Source organism: Winogradskyella litoriviva (assembly GCF_013249065.1).
GTDB lineage: Bacteria > Bacteroidota > Bacteroidia > Flavobacteriales > Flavobacteriaceae > Winogradskyella > Winogradskyella litoriviva.
The window spans coordinates 151,600-174,548 of the sequence record NZ_JABRWQ010000006.1 but is presented as its reverse complement, the minus strand read 5'-3'; the positions used below and the strand labels follow the sequence as shown (position 1 = coordinate 174,548).

16 protein-coding genes are annotated in these 22,949 nt (G+C 30.8%); 7 read left to right on the top strand and 9 right to left on the bottom strand.

Annotation, left to right across the window (positions count from 1 at the left end; translation table 11 throughout):
* Positions 1–7 precede the first annotated feature (7 nt).
* Complete coding sequence (locus tag HNV10_RS14135; RefSeq protein ID WP_173302046.1) at positions 8–589, bottom strand: MarC family protein; 582 nt, start codon at positions 587–589, stop codon at positions 8–10.
* 198 nt (positions 590–787) lie between these two features.
* On the opposite strand from HNV10_RS14135, the gene HNV10_RS14130 reads away from it, so the two are divergent.
* On the top strand, positions 788–1,357 hold the full coding sequence (locus HNV10_RS14130; protein WP_173302045.1) for a DUF3109 family protein: 570 nt from the start codon (positions 788–790) through the stop codon (positions 1,355–1,357).
* A 177-nt stretch (positions 1,358–1,534) separates the two neighbouring features.
* Entirely contained in the window at positions 1,535–2,248 is a 714-nt protein-coding gene (locus HNV10_RS14125) for a DUF4412 domain-containing protein (RefSeq protein WP_173302044.1), read from the top strand.
* Here HNV10_RS14125 and HNV10_RS14120 read toward each other — a convergent pair.
* Positions 2,245–4,200, bottom strand: a complete 1,956-nt coding sequence (locus tag HNV10_RS14120; protein WP_173302043.1) for a tetratricopeptide repeat-containing sensor histidine kinase — start codon at positions 4,198–4,200, stop codon at positions 2,245–2,247. The genes HNV10_RS14125 and HNV10_RS14120 overlap by 4 nt on opposite strands.
* Positions 4,201–4,203: 3 nt before the next feature.
* Positions 4,204–4,938, bottom strand: a complete 735-nt coding sequence (locus tag HNV10_RS14115) for a LytR/AlgR family response regulator transcription factor (RefSeq protein ID WP_173302042.1) — start codon at positions 4,936–4,938, stop codon at positions 4,204–4,206.
* A gap of 809 nt (positions 4,939–5,747) precedes the next feature.
* Between HNV10_RS14115 and HNV10_RS14110 the strand changes: the two genes are divergently transcribed.
* From HNV10_RS14110 to HNV10_RS14100, 3 genes are all read left to right on the top strand, one after another.
* Positions 5,748–7,022 (top strand): ribonucleotide-diphosphate reductase subunit beta, encoded by a 1,275-nt coding sequence (locus HNV10_RS14110; protein WP_173302041.1) that lies wholly within the window; start codon positions 5,748–5,750, stop codon positions 7,020–7,022.
* 3 nt (positions 7,023–7,025) lie between these two features.
* Complete coding sequence (locus HNV10_RS14105; protein WP_173302040.1) at positions 7,026–8,825, top strand: ribonucleoside-diphosphate reductase subunit alpha; 1,800 nt, start codon at positions 7,026–7,028, stop codon at positions 8,823–8,825.
* A gap of 203 nt (positions 8,826–9,028) precedes the next feature.
* Positions 9,029–10,789 carry a Na/Pi cotransporter family protein gene (locus tag HNV10_RS14100; RefSeq protein ID WP_173302039.1) on the top strand — a complete coding sequence of 587 codons (1,761 nt, stop codon included), beginning with the start codon at positions 9,029–9,031 and terminating at the stop codon, positions 10,787–10,789.
* 5 nt (positions 10,790–10,794) lie between these two features.
* Here the strand turns inward: HNV10_RS14100 and HNV10_RS14095 are convergent, their stop codons facing one another.
* The 4 genes from HNV10_RS14095 to HNV10_RS14080 all read right to left on the bottom strand — a co-directional run bounded on the left by HNV10_RS14095 (position 10,795) and on the right by HNV10_RS14080 (position 16,301).
* On the bottom strand, positions 10,795–11,520 hold the full coding sequence (locus tag HNV10_RS14095) for a DUF6503 family protein (RefSeq protein ID WP_173302038.1): 726 nt from the start codon (positions 11,518–11,520) through the stop codon (positions 10,795–10,797).
* A 105-nt stretch (positions 11,521–11,625) separates the two neighbouring features.
* On the bottom strand, positions 11,626–12,477 hold the full coding sequence (locus tag HNV10_RS14090) for an OmpA/MotB family protein (RefSeq protein ID WP_173302037.1): 852 nt from the start codon (positions 12,475–12,477) through the stop codon (positions 11,626–11,628).
* 266 nt (positions 12,478–12,743) lie between these two features.
* Positions 12,744–15,017 (bottom strand): inorganic phosphate transporter, encoded by a 2,274-nt coding sequence (locus HNV10_RS14085; RefSeq protein WP_173302036.1) that lies wholly within the window; start codon positions 15,015–15,017, stop codon positions 12,744–12,746.
* A 78-nt stretch (positions 15,018–15,095) separates the two neighbouring features.
* Positions 15,096–16,301, bottom strand: coding sequence for a porin (locus HNV10_RS14080; protein ID WP_173302035.1), 1,206 nt, complete (start codon positions 16,299–16,301; stop codon positions 15,096–15,098).
* Between the two features lie 393 nt (positions 16,302–16,694).
* On the opposite strand from HNV10_RS14080, the gene HNV10_RS14075 reads away from it, so the two are divergent.
* Complete coding sequence (locus HNV10_RS14075) at positions 16,695–17,051, top strand: toxin-antitoxin system YwqK family antitoxin (protein WP_173302034.1); 357 nt, start codon at positions 16,695–16,697, stop codon at positions 17,049–17,051.
* Positions 17,052–17,133: 82 nt separating this feature from the next.
* Here HNV10_RS14075 and HNV10_RS14070 read toward each other — a convergent pair whose 3' ends face one another.
* Both HNV10_RS14070 and HNV10_RS14065 read right to left on the bottom strand, forming a co-directional pair.
* Positions 17,134–19,953, bottom strand: coding sequence for a TonB-dependent receptor (locus tag HNV10_RS14070; protein ID WP_173302033.1), 2,820 nt, complete (start codon positions 19,951–19,953; stop codon positions 17,134–17,136).
* A gap of 62 nt (positions 19,954–20,015) precedes the next feature.
* Positions 20,016–21,287 carry a hypothetical protein gene (locus tag HNV10_RS14065; protein WP_173302032.1) on the bottom strand — a complete coding sequence of 424 codons (1,272 nt, stop codon included), beginning with the start codon at positions 21,285–21,287 and terminating at the stop codon, positions 20,016–20,018.
* A gap of 251 nt (positions 21,288–21,538) precedes the next feature.
* Between HNV10_RS14065 and HNV10_RS14060 the strand changes: the two genes are divergently transcribed.
* Entirely contained in the window at positions 21,539–22,876 is a 1,338-nt protein-coding gene (locus HNV10_RS14060) for a deoxyguanosinetriphosphate triphosphohydrolase (protein ID WP_173302031.1), read from the top strand.
* The last annotated feature ends 73 nt before the right edge of the window (positions 22,877–22,949 follow it).

Genomic DNA, 22,949 nt, shown 5'->3' with positions numbered 1-22,949 from the left:
AATAGTTTTATGCTAATAATTCTTTAATATTATGAGCAAATAATTTTACTGCAATAGCTAACAAAATTACACCAAAAACTTTTCTTATAATTTTTATACCGTTTGCTCCAATCATTTTTTCAATTTTTGATGATGTCTTTAGAACAATATAAATTACAATAACGTTACAAATAACGGCAACGATTATGTTTTCGATTGCAAATTCTGCACGTAAAGATAATAATGTGGTTAAACTTCCAGGTCCTGCCATAAGCGGAAATGCTAAAGGGAAAACCGAAGTGGTCATTGAATCACCTTCATCATCTTTGTAAAGTGTTATTCCTAATACCATTTCTAAGGCGATAAAGAATATAACAAAGGCACCAGCAACAGCAAATGAATTTACATCTATACCAATTAGGTTCAATAAACTCTTTCCTACAAACAGAAAAATGACCATTATAACACCAGCAATTATTGACGCTTTTCTGCTTTCAATATGTCCAGCTTTTTTCTTAAGGTCTATGATTATTGGAATACTACCAATAATATCGATTACAGCGAATAGAACCATAAAAGCCGTAAATATTTCTTTAAAATTTAATTCCATTTTTTAATATTTTAAATTTACTACAATCTTTGTATTTGGGATACAAGTATTTGAAATACAAATGCTTATATGACAAAAAAGACAATTATTTTTCGAAATTTTTTGCAAAGGTGCAATAATATTACAGATTTACAATAGTAAATAACGAATAATAACATTTCAACTTTGAAATAGATTAAGTTTAATTATTTTTGCGACATGTTTCAACTCGGAAAAACAATTGTCTCAGAAGACATTATAGAAAAGGATTTTGTTTGTAATCTATCAGCTTGTAAAGGAGCTTGCTGCATAGATGGTGACGCAGGAGCACCTTTATCTGCAGAAGAAGTAAAAATATTAGAAGATATTTATCCTAAAGTAAAACCATTTTTACGACAAGAAGGTATTGAAGCTATTGAGCAACAAGGTACTTCTATTACTACAGATTTTGACGAATTAGAAACACCTCTTATTAATGGAGCTGATTGTGCGTATGTTATTTTTGATGAGAAAAAAACTGCGCTTTGTGCTATTGAGGAAGCTTATAACCAAGGAGAAATTTCTTGGAAAAAGCCAGTATCTTGTCATTTATATCCTATAAGAGTTAGAGAGTACAGCGAATTTTCTGGCGTTAATTACGATAAATGGGAAATTTGCGATGATGCCTGTTCTTTGGGTAAAGAATTGCAAGTGCCTGTTTACAAGTTTGTAAAAGAAGCCTTAATTAGAAAATTTGGAGAAGATTGGTATGCTGAGTTAGAGAAAGTGGCAGAAACTTTTAACCGTTAGTACTTTTTAATCAAAATTGTTTTTTTGTGCTTTAAAACTTACTGTAAGAATCTCCTTTGTTTTTATTTATCTACTTATCCAATTATACATAACTAGCTTCTGTTTACACATAATCTATTGATTGTTAGGTTTTAAAATTTTAAGTTAAGGACTTATTAATCTAAAAATCCGTCTCTCATGAAAACTTTAAAATTTTTAAAAAATATTGTATTCCTTGTTTGTTTTTTGATGTTGCAACCAGCGTTTGCACAATTCGGAAAAGCTAGTAAAGCAGAACTTCCTGACTCTTATGATTTCGATTATATCTACAAATTGAAAATGACACATAAAAAAGGAGACATCACTTTTGATTATTACTTAAGTAAAGATGAAGAATATTTTGGTTTTGATAGCCCTGAGATGAATAAGGGTAATAACGATTCTAAAATATTTATGGTTATGGATGCAGAATTACAAATTGCAGCAATGTTTATGGAAATGATGGACAAAAAAGTAGTTCAAAAAACAAAACTTAAAGCATCAGATTTTAAGTCTGATGATGATATGTCTGATTATACGTTTACAGAAATTGATTCAAAAACAATAAATGGTTACGAATGTGAAGGTTATGTAAGTGAAAACGATGAGGTAAAAATTACATTTTATATTACAGATGATGTACCGGTGAGTTTTAGCAAAGCTTTTGGGTCTAATGTAAAAAATATGCCAAAAGGATTTAATGGTGCAATAGTAGAAAAGTATGCAGAAAATGGCTTAATGATGGAAATGACTTATGTAGATAAAAAGAAATCAAAAAATAATATGACCATGGAGTGTATTAGTTTAGAGGAGACAGAGTTTTCAATAGATACCACAAAATATGGTTCAATGTTGAGTGCTTTTGGTGGTTAGGTTTCTGCTTTAGTCTTTAATTTTCTCGTAGGTATTTGTAATGTAATTTTTGTGCCGCTAGGTTTTTCATTGTTATATAAATCTTCAATTTTAAGACTATAACTATTTTCAAAAGATTCTGAAAAATTGGCAAGTCGGGCTTTAGTGATATCAATACCAACTGAGTTTCGTTTTAATTTTTTTTGCTCTTTAATTTTTTGAGAGGCTAATCTTCCTATTCCATTGTCTATAATTTCAACGGTAATAAATTTTTTAGATTTTTTAATAACGTTTAGTTCAATTTTTTTATTATCTTCTTTAGATGATAATCCATGCCAAAGCGAGTTTTCTAAAAATGGTTGAAGCACCAATGATGGTATTTTAGTAATTTCTGTATTAATTGATGGATCTACATTTATTTTAAAATCTATTTCGTTAGAGAAGCGAATGTTTTCAATATTCATGTATAGTTTCATGGTTTCGAGCTCATCTTCTAATGAAGTCTCTTTTTCTTTTGAAGCCATTAAAATTTTACGAATTAATTTCGAAAACTTATTGAGATAATAAACTGCATTTTCTTTTTCGTTGTTAATTATGTAGAGTTTAATAGAGTTTAAAGAGTTAAAAATAAAGTGAGGATTCATTTGGCTTCTTAACATATCTTGCTCTAATGTTAAAATATGTTTGTCTCTTTTTAAAGCTTTTGTTCTATTCATTATAAATAGAACAGTGCCTAAAACGCCGAGTAATAAAGATGTGTATAATAGAATATTTTTATTGCGTTCTAAACGGAGTCTTACGGCTTCATTTTCTAATGCTAGTGCTTTAATTTGATTGTTTTTATTTTCGTTTTCATATTCTATTGCAATATCATTTACATATTGAAGGTTTTGCTCTGTTAAGATGGTGTTCTCTATGTCTACGGCTTGTTGGTAATACTCTAATGCAACGTCAAACTTTTTGTTTCTTTCATTTATTTTAGACAGGAGCTTACTTGCTTCAGCTACTGAAGATTTTAGGTTGTAGGAGCCTGCAATATTTAGTGCCTTTTTTAGGTTTTTCTCGGCAATAGAAAACTGATTTAGCTTGTATTCTAAGGCACCTAAATTAATATAAGAAGAAGTAATGTAGAATTGATCATCTAAATTTAATGCCTTGTCTAGGGCTGTTCTTATAATAGGTTCTGCATCTTCAAAATTCTCTTGTTTAAGATAAATGCCACCAATGCTATTGTAGCAAATAACTCGCCCTATTTCTGAATCTATAGCATTGTTATATTCTAAAGATTTTTTATAATTAGTTAACGCTGTATTTAAATTACCCTTAGCTTCTTCTGCATAACCTATGTTATGATAATTAATGGCAAGACCTAATTGGTTGTTACCTTCTTTTTCAATTTTAAGTGATTTTTCAAATTGATCTATAGCCAAGTCATACTGTTTTAATGACATGTATATATTACCTATACTATTTTGAGAAACTGCAATACTACGTCTAACTGTTTTTGACGGATTTATAACAGAATAGGCTGTTTTTAAGGCTTCTGTATGATAGTCTAATGCTGGTTTTATTACATCCATTCGTCTATATGCAACACCTATCATATTGAGACTAATAATTTCTAATTCAACATTCTTTGATGAGTCTGCATATTTCTTAGCATTTTGATGGTACTTTATAGATGTATTGTAATTAGAGGTATTTCTATTTATTACGCCAAGTGCATTTAAAGCATAGCATGATGCTTCGTAATAGTTATTGCTTTTAGAGGTATTTAGCAATTGCTTCATTTTAATGCTATCTCTTTCAAAAGGTTTTAATAAAGAATCTAATTGAACATATTCTCTGGGTTTAGATTTAATAATTGAAGATAATGTGCTGTTAAATTCATCTTGTTGCGTATAACTTTGCGAAGTATAACATAATAGTACAATACAAAACAATAAAAGCTTATTTGGGAATTGAGATATCATTGCTTAAAGCTTTTCTAAAAAATCTGATTTTCGCTGTCTTGCTACTGGAATTTTGTGGTCACTATCCATAATAACGTAACCTTCATTTTTTATAAAGGCCTTTATTTTGTTTAGGTTAATAATATAAGAATTATGGATTCTAAAGAAATAATGTTCTGGTAAAATAGCATCAACCTCTTTTAGTTTTTTGGTAACAACTATTTTTTTCTGATTATTTAAAAATAAGGTGCTGTAATTACCGTCAGATTCAATATAAATAATATCATCTACATCTAAGAAGAGTAATTTACCATCGGTATTAATTGTTATGCGTTTTTTATCGTATTTAGAATTAAAATTTGTGAGCATTCGCTCTAAATTTGTAGAGTTTATTACACGTTCACTATGTTTCTTAATTTTAGAGATACAGTCTCTTAAATCATCAGAATCGATTGGTTTTAAAAGGTAATCAATAGCCTCATGCTTTAAAGCTTTAATAGCATATTCGTCATAGGCCGTAGTAATAATAACGGCAAAATCTGAATGATTAATTTTCTCTAAAAACTGAAAACCTCCAATGGTAGGCATCTGTACATCTAAAAATAAGCAGTCTGGAGTGTTAGAACTTAGGTAAACTAAGGCTTCATCTGGATTAGAAAATGAAGCGATAACCTCTATCTCTTTGCTAAAATTACTGAGTTCCCAAATTAAACTTTGAATAGCTTTGGGTTCGTCATCTACGATTACTGCTTTTAACATTATTGTATTTATTTAATATAAATATAAATATATATTGAGGATTATGAATATAAACATGTGTGCAATGCATGGTTTTATGTATAGAATGCGAAAAAAACAATATAAAATTTGACTCACCAGTTATACATTATTTTTTACCAATTATACATTAGAAACATGATAATAAGCATTTTATAAGCATATTTGACTTATTGAGACTGTTTTGTTATACAGCATTATGAGGGTTTTGCTTAATTCAGTTTCGAGCTATTAGTTTAGAAAGATAAGGATGAAATAATCCTATTTTTCACTTCAGTGTTAATTATTAATAATCGATTTCTAAAAATTGATTGTCATTAATTTAAGTTAGTTATTAGGGGAAAAAGAGCGTTTTATCAACGCTCTTTTTTGTATAATTAAGTTTTCTCCTTTTAATATCTAAAACCACCAATAAAACCCCTTGCTGACCTTTATTTTAACACTATTAAACTTACAAAATTACAGTCTTTAAATAGGTATTAATGTTCTAAATATCAAATAGTTACAATGTTTTTTGATAGAATGACCATTTTATGGGCATTACAAGAGTTTGTTAAAAACTTGTTGACAACGTTTGTAAAATACCCTTTCATTTTTAATGACAATTGTCAATCTTTGTTGAGGGCAAAATAATATAGTTTTATCTAAATTGAGATTTAGAAGAAGTGTCAAAAATTCGCCTGTATATTCCTGTTTAAGGAAGAATTAAAAAACTATTTACCGATTTACTATTAAGATTTTGGATGATTTAATTCATTCTAACGGCTTTTTAGTCTTATAAATTAAAAGATATGGAAATTACGCAGATTATAAAAAGAGATTATGAGACAAGTCCCTTTGTTTTAAATAAAATTTCTAATGCTATAGAAAAGGCAATGTTGTCTGTAGGAAACGGTAGTAAAGAAGATGCTAATACTATTTCTGTAAATGTTTTACAAACCTTATTAGACAGAAAAGCAAAAGATCACAAATATTTACCTACTGTAGAAGAAGTACAGGATCTTGTAGAAGAAAAATTAATGGAAAGCTCTTTCCATGGTGTAGCAAAAGCATACATTTTATATAGAGACGAACAGGCAAGAAATAGGAAGACAAATATTTTTGAAAAACGTATTAATTTAAAGCCTTACGAGTATCCGGAATTGTATGAATATGTGGATGCTATTAGACATTCTTACTGGATACACTCAGAGTTTAATTTTACTAGTGATATTCAAGACTTTAAAACAAGACTTACTGTAGTAGAGCAAAATGCTATTAAAAACACCATGCTTGCAATTTCTCAAATTGAAGTTGCAGTTAAATCGTTTTGGGGAGATATTTACCATAAAATGCCTAAGCCAGAAATTGGGTCAGTAGGAGCAACATTTGCAGAAAGTGAAGTGCGTCACCACGATGCGTATTCGCACTTATTAGAAATATTAGGACTTAATAACGAGTTTAAAAACCTAAAGAAAAAGCCTGTAATAATGAGACGTGTTCATTATTTAGAAACGGCTTTAAAAAATGCTAAAAGTGAGGATAATAAAGAATATGCTGAGTCAATTTTATTGTTCTCTCTATTTATAGAGCATGTATCTCTATTCTCTCAGTTTTTAATCATTATGGCTTTTAATAAGCATAAAAATATGCTTAAAGGAGTATCTAATGTGGTGGAAGCGACTTCTAAAGAAGAACAGATTCATGGAGATTTTGGTATTGATATTATTAGAATTATAAAGAACGAAAATCCAACATGGTTTGATGAAGAACACAGCATGTTAGTGAAAGAATTATGCGAGGAAGCTTTTAAATCTGAAAGCAAACTTGTGGATTGGATTTTTGAAGCAGGCGAATTAGATTTCTTACCAAAAGATGTTATAAATGAATTTATAAAAAATAGATTTAATAACTCATTAGTAAGTATAGGCATCGAAAAAGTATTTGAAATCGATGAATCATTAATACAGCAAACCGAATGGTTTGATGACGAAATTATAGGTACAAAACACGGAGATTTCTTCGTAAAACGATCTATCAACTATAGCAAAAGAACAAAAAGTATAACTAGCGACGACTTATTTTAAACCATGAACGAAAACATTAATTTAGACCACGAAAACAAAGTAGTAAATCCTCAAACTACAATAACTTCACCTCACGATGAATTAATTAAAGCGAGAAAAGAAGCTATAAAAGAAGCCAAAGCAGAGCCAGAAATAAAATGGTTAACAGACCATAGTCGTCAATTTTTAGCATCTGGTTACCTTACAGGAGACACAACTCCAGAAGAAAGAATTAGAGAAATTGCTAATAACGCAGAAAGAATCTTAAAGATTGACGGTTTTGCAGATAAGTTCTATGGCTATATGGCTGAAGGCTATTTTTCATTAGCATCACCAGTATGGTCCAATTTTGGTAAAAAACGTGGGTTACCAATTAGCTGTTTTGGATCACATATTTCTGATGATATGGGAGATATCCTTTATACACAGTCAGAAGTTGGTATGATGTCTAAATTAGGAGGTGGTACTTCTGGTTATTTTGGTAAACTTCGTCATAGAGGCGCACCAGTAAAAAATAATGGAGAGTCTTCGGGAGCAGTGCATATAATGCAGTTGTTTGAAAAAATGGTTGATGTGGTTAGTCAAGGTTCTGTGAGACGTGGTCGTTTTTCTCCATATTTACCAATAGATCATCAAGATATAAATGAGTTTTTAGAAATAGGAACTGAAGGTAATCCAATTCAAGAATTAACACATGGTGTTACTGTTGGTAACGAGTGGATGCAACAAATGATTGATGGAGATAATGAAAAACGTGCTATTTGGGCAAAAGTTTTACAGCGTAGGGGAGAAATAGGGTATCCTTATATCTTCTTTAAGGACAATGCTAACAATGCAGCACCAGAAGTTTATAGAGAAAATAAACATGAAATTTACGCAAGTAACTTATGTTCTGAAATCATGTTGCCAACTAATGACAGATGGTCTTTTGTATGTGTATTATCTTCAATTAACTTATTACACTACGATAAGTGGAAAGATACAGATGCAGTTGAAACTATGGTGTATTTTTTAGATGCTGTTTTGGAGGAATTTATAACAAAGTTAGAAGTATACAGAGATTCGCCAGATAGAGATGATAGACAAACCTTCATGTTTATGGAGAAGGCCTACAACTTTGCAAAAGAAAATAGAGCTTTAGGATTAGGAGCTTTAGGGTGGCACTCTTTATTACAATCTAAAATGTTAAGTTTTGATAGTAAGGAAGCCTTTGATTTAAATAGTGAAATCTTTAGAACTATAAGAACAAAATCTGTAAAAGCATCAGAAGAATTAGCTAAATTATTTGGTGAGCCAGAAGTATTAAAAGGATACGGAAGACGTAATACAACGTTAAATGCAGTAGCGCCAACAACATCTTCAGCTTTTATTTTAGGACAAGTATCACAAGGTATTGAGCCAATATGGTCTAATAGTTATGTAAAGGATATTGCAAAAATTAAAACCACTATTAAAAATCCTTTTTTAACTGCTTTGTTAGAAGAAAAAGGAATGAATACATCAGAAATCTGGAAAAGCATAAGAGATTATGATGGTTCTGTACAGCATTTAGAAGGACTTACAGATCACGAAAAAGATGTATTTAAAACATATTCTGAAATAGATCAGATGACAATAATATATCAGGCAGCAAATAGACAAAATCACATTGATCAGGCACAGTCTTTAAATATTATGGTTCATCCAGATATGCCAGTAAAAGATATTAATAAATTGTATGTAACTGCTTGGCAATTAGGTGTAAAGTCGTTGTATTACCAACACAGTATGAACGCAGCACAGAAGTTTAAGCAAAAGAAAGAATGCACAAGTTGTGAGGGTTAATTCTTAATTTCGATTGCCTATTGTAATTGAAGTAAGTTGAAATAAAAGCATCTTTTTCTTAATTGAAAAAGGTGCTTTTTTAGTTTATATAATCGGTATAAATTCTCATTACAGTTTTACTATATTAATTTTGCGTCTGTAATAAGATTACCTTAATTTAACCTTCTTAATTTTATAAAAATCAATAAATCATAGCTTACTCCATGATTAAAAAGTCTGTTTTTATCGGACTGTTAGCTGCTCTCGCAGTTTTACTTTACAAATACGCTAATTTTAAGACTATAGCGGCTGGTATTGCTATACTATTATTTGGTATGGTGTTACTTGAAGAAGGCTTTAAGGCATTTACAAAAGGACCACTTCAAAATATTTTAAAAAAAGCAACAGATAAATTATATAAAAGTATTACAGCAGGTGCTTTTGTAACGGCAATAATTCAATCGAGTTCTTTAGTTTCTGTGATTGCTATTTCTTTTATAAGTGCAGGACTAATTTCTTTATCTGGAGGTATTGGATTAATTTTTGGAGCCAATATAGGCACTACAGCTACGGCTTGGTTAGTTGCAGGCTTTGGACTTAAAATAAAAATAGCTGCATTAGCCATGCCTATGTTAATTTTTGGAATCATTTTTTCATTTCAAAAAAAACCAATATTAAAAGGTGTCGGAAATGTTTTGGCTGGACTAGGTTTTTTCTTTCTTGGTATCCATTACATGAAAGAGGGCTTTGATGTTTTTAAAGACTATGTAGATTTATCTCAATACGCTGTTTCTGGCTTTTTAGGTGTACTTATTTATGCAGGTTTAGGAATTATAATTACAACGATTTTACAATCTAGTAGTGCAACTCTAGCATTAATATTAACCGCTTTGTCTGCAGGACAAATAGAATATGAGAATGCTTTAGCTTTAGCAATTGGCGCTAATGTTGGTACTACTATTACTGCGGTTTTAGGGTCTTTGGGTTCTAATATTGCTGGCAGACGACTGGCAGGTGCGCATTTTGTTTTCAATGTAGTAACAGGTATTGTTGCTCTAATTTTAATTTATCCATTAGCACATTTGGTTAACAGCATATCTGAAGCCATTAATATTGCTGCCACTGATTATACTTTAAAGTTGGCATTGTTTCATACTATATTTAATACGCTTGGTGTTCTAATAATGATTCCGATAATTAAACCTTTAGAGCAAGCGTTACTAAAATTCTTTAAAGAACAAAAAGATAAAGATATTGATGAACCAAAATACCTTAACACATCCGTTTTAAAATTTCCAGGTTCTATTATTTCAGCATTAATAAATGAATCAAAATACTTATATAAAAATGCTGTTTTTGAGGTTGTTGCTCATGGTTTAAATATTCATAGAAATGATATAGAATCAAATGAAAAAATTAAGCAAATTATTAAAAAATCTGATAAAGACTTAAATATTAATATAGATGATATTTATTATAAAAAAGTAAAAAATATTTATGGTGAAATTATAAAATATGCGACAACAGCACAGAAAGAACTAAAACTTAACGACCAGCAAATTAAAACAATTTTAGACATAAAAATTGCTAATCGTAGAATGATTGAGATTATTAAACACGTTAGAGAATTAAACAAAAATATTAGTTTATCATTAAATCTAGACAATGCATTTGTGCTTAAAGAGTATAATGGTTTTAGAAAAAAAATAACTAAAGTTCTTCGTATTATATACCTATTTAGAAAATCCGAAGAGTCAGAAATGTATGCAATAAAGCTAGCTCATTTAAAAAAAGAGGCTAAAGAAAATATTAGATATAGTAATAAATCTATTGATAAGTTAATTAGGGAAGATTTAATTAACGCAGAATTAGCATCGTCATTATTTAATGATTACACCAACGTAAATGAAATAATCAAAAAATTAATTGAAGTTGCAGAGTTATTGTATGGTAAAACGGATACATTGCTAGACAATGGTGATTAGTATTTTTAATCAGTATTAAGCTTTAAAGTATCTGTCCCTAAATATTTGTTGTCCTTATTGTAATACCACGCTCTTATTTTGGGCATTTTAATCTTATTTACAATTGCTTCTTGAGAAAGCAAAATATACTCACCAGTATCTGATTTTTCTTTGCCATTTTCATCAGTTTTAAAAAACTGATAGATTTCCATAGCATAAGTCTCAGGGTTAAAATAAAAGTACCAAACATCACTTCCTACAGCTTCATCATAAGTAACTTTTAAAACTAAATAGTCTTTTCCTTTAAAGGTTTTCTTTTCTACTTTATCGCTAAGGTTAGTGCCAGCATCTTGCAGTTTCATTGGTAAACCATAAAGATAGGTGTAGTAGTTTTTATATAGTTGCGCTCTGTTGCAAGTCATCTTTTTTTCCTTGGCAGCAATGCTATCTAGAACTTTACCGTTATAAGACATTTTACATTGGTCTTTATCTAAAATATAGGTTGTAGTAATGGTATCTTTAGTTGCTGTTACTCCAAAATACTCTTGCGCTAAATTAATAGAGATGACACTTTTTCGATCAGATGATTTGGGAGTTGTCATTACAACCGTAAACTCATCATTAAAACTCTGCCAATTGCCATTAGGGTCGTGATATTTTATGGTGTTTTGTAATAGTTCTTTAGACGTGATATTCTGTGAGAAAATATTAAGAGAAAAGCAGATTATAGCAAGTGTTATACAAGGTTTCATGACGTGTTATTTTTTACAATTTACAAATTTGGGCATAAAAAAAAGCATCCAATGCCGAATTTTACGGGAGGATGCTTTTGTATTAAATCTATAAAGATTTGTTTCTTATTTTTCTTCCATTAAGGCAAAAAACTTATCGATGTTTGGCATTAAGATAATGCGTGTTCTACGATTTTTAGCTCTATTAGCTCTAGTATCATTTTCAACTAAAGGTTGGTAGCTACTACGACCAGATGCGATTAATTGCTCTGGTGCAACTTTAAACTTATTTTGTAATCTTTTTACAACCGATGTTGCACGTAATACACTTAATTCCCAGTTATCTGATACTTTATCTGTGTTAATAGATCTAGAGTCTGTATGACCTTCTACCATAACATCTAAGCTAGGTTCAGAGTTAATAACGTCGGCTAATCTCTGTAAAATATTATCTGCTTTATTGCTTACTCTATAACTAGCTGTGTTAAATAACATATCGTCATCAATAGATATCATTACTACAGTTTCGTTAATATCTACAACCATATCACCTTCTTCATTAAGGTTGCTAGTGTTTATAGCTTTACTTAAGTTGTACTGAACCGCTAAGTTCATAGAATCCTTTAAAGTTTTAGCGCCTGCTAATTTTTCTGCACTTACGTTTTGCAAGGTAGCACGCATTTTTTCTTTACTAGCAACAGAGGCAACAGTACCATCTTCTGATACTTGAAACTTAGATTTATTTTCTAGTGTTAATCCTTTAACGTCACTATTTAAAGATTGAATTTTAGAGTTGTACTCACTTACACGTGCTTCAATTATAGCAAATTTGTTCTCTAACTCTTCTTTTTCTACTCGTGTTTTAGTCAGTTCACTTACGGTTTCTCCATGTTGCTGTTCTAGTGCCAAGAATTTTTTCTTAGATACACATGAACTTAATAAAAGTGCCGTTACTAATAAGATTGAAATTTTTTTCATTTTATGGTTTTTGGTTATTTTCTATGTTTAAAGTTATATATACGATTAAAGGTCGCTTTTGGATGTTGAATGTTAAAATTTATAGCTAATAATTTCATTTATAATAGTCTTTAGAATGAATTATTTTTAGCCTATGAAATGTAACTTGCTGAATGAACTTTGTTTAACTTGTTTTTTGATGTTCTTTTTTGAATTTTAGAAATAAAAAAAGCTTCAAATCTTATTTTGATTTGAAGCTTTTAAATAAACTTTAGTTAGATTTTTATTTATTCATCATCTGTACTTATAGTTGCAGGTTCTACAGAGCTATCATGAGAGTTATAATACTCCTCTAATAAATTCATAGTTGCTGTTAATAAATCTTTTGTCTCTAATAATAGGCCAAAGTATAAAGTTGTGTTCTTAGGACTAGACTCTTCTGTTCTTGTTCTAGCAACTTGCTTCACAATTTTATCTGTAACTAAATCTAAAACTTCTTTTTTACGACTAATTATAGATCCAATCTGCTCAAAAGAATGAGATTCGAAAGCTACTTTTGTGTCATTAAACAACGTTTCTAATGCCACATCAATTTCCTTTAATTCTTTGATTTGGCTAAATTTAAGTTTTTTGTGATTATTATTAATATGCTTATGACTAACCTTAGAAATATATTCTAATGATTGCGTCATATCTTCTAGGTATCCTAAAATATTAATATAAAAACTACTAGCTCTTAAACTAGTTTCATCTAAGTTTTTAATAAAGTAGAAAATGTTGTCTCTTAAACTATCGACCTCTTTAGATAGTTTATCAACTTGTTTTCTATTCTTTTTTAGTAGAGATAAATCTTGTTTGGCTAAGCCGTTTACTGCGTTGGTGTAAATCTTATTTCCACGTTTTACAACATTAGAGATATTATCTGCACTTTCTAAAATAACACCTTGAACAGAACTACTACCTGTTTCTTTAAGACTATCTTCTTCTGCAGTCTTGTTTGAAGATTTTTTATGAGAAACGTAATTTCTATAAAGAAGAAATGCCGTAAGTAACAATAAGATTGGTATTATAACTGATGGGTTCCAATTTATTAAAAACACAACAATACCAGCAGCAATAAAAGCACCTAAAGCAGTACCAAACCATCCGCCAATAACATTTAATACACCTGCAACTCTATAAACAGCACTTTCTCTTCCCCAAGCTCTATCTGCTAAAGAAGTACCCATTGCTACCATAAATGTTACGTATGTTGTAGATAATGGTAATTTAAATGAAGTTGCAATAGCAATTAGTACACCAGCAACCATTAAGTTAACAGAAGCTCTAATCATATCAAAAGCAGGAGCATCAATACTTTGGTCTTTTGTCATTATTGACTGCGGTTTTTCAAAACTATTGTTAATTTTACCTTGTAGTGATTTAGGCACTAATACACCAAAGTAGCTAGATAATTGCGATGATCCTTTAACAATAGCTCTAGAAAGACGGTTAGGTTCAAACTTATCGTGTGTATCGCTCTGGCGAGATAAACTAAGTTCTGTTTCTGCAACTGATTTTGCTTTTTTAGAAAACCACAACGTTAAAACCATTATTGCTCCAGCAATAAATAGTAAATAAGGCTCTGCTGGAACCTTTTTATCTAAAACAGACATTGACATACTTACATCCATTCCGCCTAAAACCCATGCTTCATATGAGTGATATGCTGCCATTGGTACACCAATAAAGTTTACTAAGTCATTTCCAGAAAAGGCTAATGCTAAACCAAAAGTACCAACTGCTATTACGGCTAGTAAAGATGTTCTTTTTGTTAATTTTTCAAATATGAATGAGAATAAGGTCCAGAATACAAAACTTCCAAGTATAATATAAACTTCATTGCCTTCAACAACACTTTTCATTTCCTTGTAATAAGGTGTTCCTTTTAATCCTTTTAAGAAGATAAAATACGTGATAGCTGTTAATGCAACACCTCCAAAAACAATTCCGAAATTCTTTATTTTTTGCTCGTAGTTAAAAGTGAATATAAGTCTAGAAATCCATTGAACTAATGCACCAACAGTAAATGCAATTATAACAGATAATAAAATACCACTTATAATGGTGAGAGCCGTATCCGTCGCAATATATTTTCCTAAGTCAGCAAGCGATTCAGTTTCTGACTGACTAATCTTTATTAAGGACATTACTACAGCTGCACCTAATAAATTAAATACAATAGAAACGGTTGTTGATGTAGGTAAACCTAAAGTGTTAAAGAAATCTAACAGCAGAATGTCTGTAATCATTACTGCCATAAAAATGAGCATAATTTCACCAAACTCAAACTGAGCTGGTACAAAAATACCTTTCCTGGCTACTTCCATCATTCCGCTAGAAAATACAGCGCCAATGAAAATACCTAAACTCGCTATAATCATTATAGTTCTCATCGACAATGCTTTTGAGCCAATAGCAGAGTTTAAGAAGTTGATAGCATCATTACTAACACCAACTACAATATCAACAATAGCTAATACAGTAATGGCAATTAACATTAATAAATAAATATTATCCATAATTTTTAAATAAAATAAGTTTGCAAATATTGTTATACAATTTGATTGTAAGGTTACGTAATTGTTATTTCTTAAAGTTTAAAAGTGAATGTCAAAACCAAGTCTAAATGTAATATTATCTTCATTCCCATCTTCAGTAGAGTAGCTAATATCAGACTGAACTTTTAATTTATGACCAACAATATATTTTGAAGCTCCTAAAGTATATTGTTCTCTAGGTAATGATCCGGTTATAGTCTCAAAATCTAAAGTTGTAAAACGAGCTGCAATTTCGTAGTTACTTTTAAATAAATAACCTGCTTGTAAGTTTAAAGCATTACCTGTTAAAACAACATCTCCTGTAGGAGTAGTTCCGTCAGCTTCAGTTGCAATTTCGTTACCTGCTGTACGTTTTGCGTATTCTCCCATAAAAGAAAATCCGTTATACTTAAACATAGCATCTGCAAAAATGGTTGTTTGGTCAGTTTCGTAAATAGAACCATCAGTTCTAATCATATAATCACCAGCAAAACCTCTTTCTCTCACAGCATCTTGGTTGTAGTTATATGTGAAACCTACCATTAATTTTGGTTTTACTTCACGTTTCAAATCAGATTGACTATAATCACCTTTAGACTTAAAGGTTCCGAAAGGCAAAAATTCTAAACGCGCAGTATATTGCAAGCCACCTTCGTTACCTTCTGTGACATTACGACCCTCACCTTGAGAAACTGCAAATTTTTCGCGCATTAAAAAGTTACCGCCCAAATTTGTTTTGTGGCGTAATTGAATACCTAGATCACGGTCTATATTAAAACGGCTGTTTAATAATGAGCGATCAATAAATTGAAGATTTGCGGATGACACTACACGTTCTACATTTCCTGGGAGTTTTGTTTGTCCTGCCCAAAGTTCCCAATTGCCCGCGAAATTCCACATAATAACAGCATCTAAAATATAACGTGGTGTATTTCTGTTAAAATCGTTTGCTCCAGAAATATCTCTATTAGATAAACCTAACTCTAGTTTGTATTTTAGTTTAGGACTATATGCGAAACCATCGAATTTTAAACGTGCTCTACGTACTATAAAATTATGTTCTGGACTTCCGTATTGATCACCATCATGATCCCAAGAAGAGATGGAGCGCACCTGAAAACGAGGTGCAAATTTTATGCTAAATGAACTGTCTTTCGCAGTAAAATTAATTAAGCCTTTTCCAAATGAGGTATCGCTAATTTCCTGTGCGCTAAGAGATGTTATTGCTATTAAAAGAATAGCAATTGCAGAGATTTTAAATTTCATTATTAGTAATTAGTTTTTGTCGAGTGCAAAGAACTAACTTTAATGTTAACTGAATGTTTCCTAATTATTATTTTACATGTATAAAAAAAAGCTGCTTTAAGTAAAGCAGCCTTATTAGAATTCATTTTTATTAAGTCGACAAAAACTAATAAAAATTATGAAATACTAAATGTGTTGTTGTAACACTTTACAAATATGGTTAGTAAAAGTTTTTAAATTGTAATGCTAATATTATCTAATTATTAAGTTTAAATCGGCGGTTAATGATGTTTTAATGTTTTTGAAATCAAATTGTTAAGTGTTATATGTTAACTTAATGTTACGTAAATGTTGTTTAAATGTAAAATATAAGTTATCTTTGGGTAGTGAGTTTAAAATAAATCCCAAAAAGAGATGAAAAAAATAGTATTGGTAATAGTAATGCTGTGTGTAGGTTTTACATATGGACAAGATAAGACCCAAACAAAATTAGAAAAGAAAGGTGATTTAACAATCGCAACGTATTACCATGATAATGGAGAAGTACAACAAAAAGGTGCTTTTAATGCAGATGGAAAATTACAAGGCGAATGGATAAGTTTTGATTCAGAAGGAAATAAGGTAGCATTGGGTACTTATGAAGCAGGTAAAAAAGTAGGTAAATGGTTTTTCTGGGAAGGTGATTCTTTACAAGAAGTAGATTACATTGATTCTAGAATTGTAACCGTTAATAAATGGAACAATAAAACGAAAGTTGCCGTTAATAAATAGTTTTATTTTAATATATTAAAAAAGGCTTTCTGAGTAATCAGAAAGCCTTTTTTGGTTTTAGGGATTATGTGTTCTTTTATCCTTAGAATTTAAAAGAATAGCCTAAAGAGATTTCAGTACCAGGATCTCTTAATGAGAATGTTTGGTTAGCTGCTCCATAAATATCGTATTCACTTAGTTTTGTACTACCTAATATATTAGTAACTTTTAAATCAATCGATGAGTTTTTATTTTCTCCGAATGATTTATTTATGGTGAAATTTAAGCTTTCAAAAGGCTGAGTATAGACGTCAGGTACTAACCCTATACCAACAGTTTCTAAAGTTTTTCCTTGAACATTATAGAATAAACCAGATTGAACTCCAATGTCTGAATTATTGTAGTCTAAACCAACATTAATTAAATATGGTGCTTGACCTTGTAAATCTCTTTCACGATCAATAGTTTCGCCATTGAGTGCTGCTAAGTTTCTACTTTCAAATTCATCATCAGACATTGTAACTTCAGATTTCATTAATGAGGCATTGGCTACTATCTTTAAGTTATCTAAACCTTCAGAAATAAAACCTAAACGTTGCCTAAGTTCAAATTCTACACCATAGACTGTTGCATTTCCTAAGTTACCCATGGTTAACTGAGTAGGTGCTTGTAAAAAGAAAGTTTGCTCAATAGGATCGGTGAAATCTTTAAAGAACCCACTGATAGCAAACATTTGACCTCTATTGCCAAAGTACTCGTATCTTAAATCGAAGTTGTTAACGTAAGTTGGCACTAAGTCAATATTACCAATAAATAACCTGTTTGTAATTGGATCAAAAATCTGTGCAACCGAAGCTTCTTTAAAAGATGGTCTAGCTGTTGTACGAGAAAATGAGGTTCTTAAATTAGATTTGTCGTTTACAGAATAAATTAAATTAGCTGATGGGAAAAAGTCAAATTCATCTAAAATATTCTCTCTATTATATACTTCTGAGTTGTTCTGACCAGTATAATATGAGCTAAAATATTCTGTTCTTAAACCTAAAACAGTTTTTAAGTTTTCCGCTAAATTAAACTCTATTGATAAGTATGTGGCTCCAATACCTTGTTCTCCTTCATAGGAATCGTTTGCATTAAATTGATCTCCAAAAACCAAATGTGTACCTGAGTCTGTTGTAGGATTCCATAAATTATCAGAATTTAATAGATTGTTTACATTTCCGTCGGCAATAAATGAATCATCTCCACTAATTGTAAATGTATAATCATCAATACTAAAATCTCTAAATTTATAAGTATATGCGCCACCAAATTTAAGTTTTGCAGGTTTTCCGAATAATTCTATATTCTTATCTAAATCTACTTTTCCAGACCAACTCTCTTCTATTAAATTTCTCCATAATTGTATTGGATATGTCGAGGCAGAAGGGCTAATAAAAGATTCTCCATTATCTGTTTGTTGTAATGGTGTAATTTTGTGATTCTTGTCCATTACTTTAGAGAAAGTAGGTGATAATTTCCATTCTAGATTTAACGGATTGTCATCATCACTTAATCTGTGGTCACCAGAAATAAGTAAGTTTGTAACAGAACGTTCTGTGTAGGTTATAGAGCTTTTAGTAAGATTTTCTAAACCACCACCAAGTCCATCTTGAGAAATAATTTGATCAAAATAACCTGCAGTAGATTCACCATTTTGAATATGCAATAGCTTTACGCCATATTTAGACAAATCAGTTTTGTATGTTAAGCCTAACATACCATTAAGAATAATGTTGTTTATTCCTTCGGTTCCGCTAGAAATTAAAGTCGGTTTAGTGTTATTGTCATCTTCACTATCTTTAATATTTGCTCCATCTATTCTGCTTTTATAAAACTCTGTTTCATTTTTATAAGAGAACGAAGCTAAATAACCTATCTTATTATCTCCTACATCATATTGATTACCAAGAGTAAATCCGAAATCAAAATTCATACCACTAGCTTGCTGTTTTGCACTAAGCTCTTTTGAGAATCTATCGGTTAGTGTTGTAAGTAAAAGCCTGTCATCAAATGTACCTGGTATTTGTTGATACCTGTGTATAGGTAAATCTCTCGTACCATCATCAAAACCAAAGAAATCCGTATCACTTCCTGTTGCTTTTAAGTATTCGTTATTAAAATGCATATCTGGATTATAACCTAAGCCAAGAGATATTGAATATTCAGCTTTTGTTGGGAAATCTTTTGTAACAATATTTACAATACCACCAGTAAAATCGGCAGGATACTCAGCAGAAGCTGATTTTAATACAATTACATTGTCTAAAATATTTGTTGGAAATAAATCCATTTGAATAGTGTTTCTATCTGGATCTAGACCAGGAATATCAACGCCATTTAAAATAGATTTTGTATATCTGTCACCTAATCCACGTACGTAAACATATTTTCCGCCTTGTATAGAAACACCAGGTACACTTTTTACTGCACTAGCGACATTACTGGCTCCTGAATTTTTTATGGCTTGAGCAGAAATCCCATCCATTACTACAACAGATTTTTTCTGTAGGTTTAATACTGAACTTTCCGTATTTCGCTTTGTAGAGGTGGTAATTACAACCGTGTCTAAGGAGTTGGTTTCTAAAAGAATATCTAAAATTACAGTTTCCCCGTTTTTAATAACAACATCAGTAATTTCTTTGGTTTTATACCCAACAAATGAAAAAACTAAAGTATATGTACCTTCCTCTAGTTCTAGTTGGTATTTTCCGTCAAAGTCAGAACTTACACCTATAGTTGTTCCTTTTACCAATACATTAGAAAAAGCCATTGGTTCACTAAATTCATCATCTATAATAGTACCTGTAACAATACCTTGTGCAAATGATAAACTAAAGGTTAGAATGAAAACAAAAGTTAATACGTTTTGTATATTTTTCATATTATAATTTAAATAGCCCATCGCTTATTTTAAACGATGGGCAAGTATATTAAAAGTGTTTTTTAGAAGCCTAATCCGCCAGCTGTATTAGCGTAAGTCCAACTTAAATTAGAAGTAGTTGCTCCAACAGTTTGAGAACCTTGGGTTACAGCAGTTGCAGTAGAGCCTAAACCTGTTACCGTTACATTTTCTGCTTTATTTACAAAGATATCTGCAGCGTTTGCCACACCAGTTGGTAAAACAACCTGCCAAACTCCAAATGTTATTAAACCATTGTTGTAATTAGTAGCAACACCGTCATTATCTAGTTCTACATCAGATGAATCTTTAAATCCGTATGCATAAATGTTACTAGTAGTACCCATTGCATTACTTCTGTAATCAGCATATTCACCGTTATCAGTTACAGTGTTACCAATGATTGTGGCATTTTGTAAAGTAAAAGAACCAGTTGCAGTTCCTTCAGGACCATCAATTTCAAAAGCATGGTCAGAGAAATCTCCTAATACAACAACAGCATTATCAATAGTACCAGCATAGGCTTGGTCAATATCTATAGCATCATCACCTTGAGCCCAAACTAATAAGTTAGTAGCATCTACAGTACCACCAAAGAACTCAATACCATCATCAACATTACCAACAACTTCAATATTATTTATTACTGTACCATTACCAACACCACCGAGTGTTAAACCATTAATTTCGTTACCTTCTCCAATTAATGCACCACCATGGCGAATTGAGATATATTGTAATACACCAGAGCTATCAGTAGCATCAGTACCACCATAAAGTCCAAACGTATCATCAGCAGGAATTCCTTCAATTTGAGCTTCTGTAATATCACCAGAAAAAGAACAAGGTGCATTACCTAAAACAATTAATCCTCCCCAAAGTCCTCTATCATTTTCATCTAAATTAGTACCTGCAGTTTCACCACACGTAATATTATCACTAGTAGATGTAAATATAATTGGTTGGTCAGCGGTACCTTGAGCATTTAAAGTTGCACCTCTTGCAACAATTAAAGCAGAAGCTAGAGAGCCTGTCCCAGCAGAACCCTTAATAATTGTACCAGGATTAATAGTTAAAGTAGTACCTGAGCTCACAACTACTTTTTGGTTTAATTGATAAATGTTATCAGATGTCCAAGTTGTATTTTCTGAAATAGCACCAGTAACAGCTACAATCGGGCAATCAACTGTACCACCTCCATTATCATTAATATAGATTGTAGTTTCCTCTATAATAATAGGCGTATCATCATCTTTAAAACAACTAGTGAATACTAGAGATGAAGCGACTAACGTGATTAAAAGTAATTTTTTCATGAGTTTAGTTTTATTATACAGTGTTTTGTTTGTTTATTATTGTGGTGCAAAGAAACTATGATAAAAGACTAATTAGGTTATATAAAAATTAACGATTCATCACTAAATGGTTAGCGTATCGTTACGTTAATATTATGCGAATTTATATTTAGGAAACATTTACATAACATAAAATGGAATACTGTCTATCCTTCTTTTAGTACTCAATTCTATATCAATTTACTTATCTTGCAGGTTATAATTATGTATTTATGAATTGGGAACAATTACTCTCTTTAAAGCGCTTTGGCGACACAAATAAAAGATTAAGAAAAGAACAAGATGAAACACGTTTAGGTTTTGAAGTTGATTACGACCGTATTATATTTTCATCGGAGTTTAGAGGGCTTCAAGATAAGACTCAAGTTGTTCCTTTATCAAAAACAGATTTTGTACACACACGCTTAACTCATAGTTTAGAAGTAAGCGTAGTTGGTCGTTCTTTAGGAAGAAAAGTAGGGCAGTTGTTGTTAAAAAAACATCCGCATCTAGAAAATGTACATGGTTATAAAATGAATGATTTTGGTGCTATTGTTGCGGCAGCCGCTTTAGCACATGATATAGGGAATCCGCCCTTTGGCCATTCAGGAGAAAAAGCCATAGGTGCTTATTTTAAATCCGGAAATGGATTACAGTTTAAAAATCATTTAACAGATAAAGAATATCAAGATCTATGTGATTTTGAAGGTAATGCGAATGGTTTCAAAATTTTAACGGAAAGTAGAGAAGGTAGAGAAGGAGGTTTAAGATTAAGCTTTGCTACTTTGGGCGCATTTATGAAATACCCAAAAGAATCATTACCAAAAAGACCATCCAATCATGTAGTAGATAAAAAATACGGCTTTTTTCAAAGTGAAAAACAGATGTTTAATGAGGTTGCTTTTGAGTTAGGATTAACAAAACGAAGTAATGAAAACTTAAGTTTTAATAGACATCCTTTGGCTTATTTGGTAGAGGCTGCAGATGATATTTGTTATACTATAATAGATTTTGAAGATGGAATTAATCTTGGGTTAATACAAGAAGAATATGCTTTAGAGTATTTAATAAATTTAGTAAGAGACAGTATTAAAACTGAAAATTACAACGCTTTAAGAACAACAGAGGACAGGATAAGCTATTTAAGAGCCTTGGCCATTGGTAGATTAATCAATGAAGCGGCTTCTTTATTTATGACACATGAAGAAGATATTTTAGCAGGTAAGTTTGAAACAGCATTATTAGATGTTAGCCAGTATAAAGCACAAATCAAAGATATTATTAATATAAGTATTAATAATGTTTACCAATCTAAAGAGGTTATAAATAAAGAAATTGCTGGTTATGAAATTCTAAACCAGCTTCTCAAATCTTTTGGTAAAATGGCCTTTAATTACTTTGAGGGTAATATGACCAATTATGATAAACTCTTAGTAAACATACTACCAGAAACCGTAAAGTTAGGTAACAAATCTCTGTATAATAATTTATTAGCTGTTTGTCTTTATATTTCGAAATTATCAGATACTAACGCAATGTTATTGCATAAAAAATTGAAAGGCCAAATCTAAAATTGTGTATTTTGTCGAATAAATTTGTTTTTTAACGACAAATTATTTAATTTTGATTTGATATTCAAGCTAT

Excerpts from the sequence above, each read along its gene's own strand:
- HNV10_RS14105 (WP_173302040.1), top strand. The coding sequence starts at position 7,026 with ATGAACGAAAACATTAATTTAGACCACGAAAACAAAGTAGTAAATCCT.
- HNV10_RS14080 (WP_173302035.1), bottom strand. The coding sequence starts at position 16,301 with ATGAAATTTAAAATCTCTGCAATTGCTATTCTTTTAATAGCAATAACA.
- HNV10_RS14110 (WP_173302041.1), top strand. The coding sequence starts at position 5,748 with ATGGAAATTACGCAGATTATAAAAAGAGATTATGAGACAAGTCCCTTT.
- HNV10_RS14135 (WP_173302046.1), bottom strand. The coding sequence starts at position 589 with ATGGAATTAAATTTTAAAGAAATATTTACGGCTTTTATGGTTCTATTC.
- HNV10_RS14115 (WP_173302042.1), bottom strand. The coding sequence starts at position 4,938 with ATGTTAAAAGCAGTAATCGTAGATGACGAACCCAAAGCTATTCAAAGT.
- HNV10_RS14070 (WP_173302033.1), bottom strand. The coding sequence starts at position 19,953 with ATGAAAAATATACAAAACGTATTAACTTTTGTTTTCATTCTAACCTTT.
- HNV10_RS14100 (WP_173302039.1), top strand. The coding sequence starts at position 9,029 with ATGATTAAAAAGTCTGTTTTTATCGGACTGTTAGCTGCTCTCGCAGTT.
- HNV10_RS14130 (WP_173302045.1), top strand. The coding sequence starts at position 788 with ATGTTTCAACTCGGAAAAACAATTGTCTCAGAAGACATTATAGAAAAG.
- HNV10_RS14125 (WP_173302044.1), top strand. The coding sequence starts at position 1,535 with ATGAAAACTTTAAAATTTTTAAAAAATATTGTATTCCTTGTTTGTTTT.
- HNV10_RS14065 (WP_173302032.1), bottom strand. The coding sequence starts at position 21,287 with ATGAAAAAATTACTTTTAATCACGTTAGTCGCTTCATCTCTAGTATTC.
- HNV10_RS14120 (WP_173302043.1), bottom strand. The coding sequence starts at position 4,200 with ATGATATCTCAATTCCCAAATAAGCTTTTATTGTTTTGTATTGTACTA.
- HNV10_RS14075 (WP_173302034.1), top strand. The coding sequence starts at position 16,695 with ATGAAAAAAATAGTATTGGTAATAGTAATGCTGTGTGTAGGTTTTACA.
- HNV10_RS14085 (WP_173302036.1), bottom strand. The coding sequence starts at position 15,017 with ATGGATAATATTTATTTATTAATGTTAATTGCCATTACTGTATTAGCT.
- HNV10_RS14090 (WP_173302037.1), bottom strand. The coding sequence starts at position 12,477 with ATGAAAAAAATTTCAATCTTATTAGTAACGGCACTTTTATTAAGTTCA.
- HNV10_RS14060 (WP_173302031.1), top strand. The coding sequence starts at position 21,539 with ATGAATTGGGAACAATTACTCTCTTTAAAGCGCTTTGGCGACACAAAT.
- HNV10_RS14095 (WP_173302038.1), bottom strand. The coding sequence starts at position 11,520 with ATGAAACCTTGTATAACACTTGCTATAATCTGCTTTTCTCTTAATATT.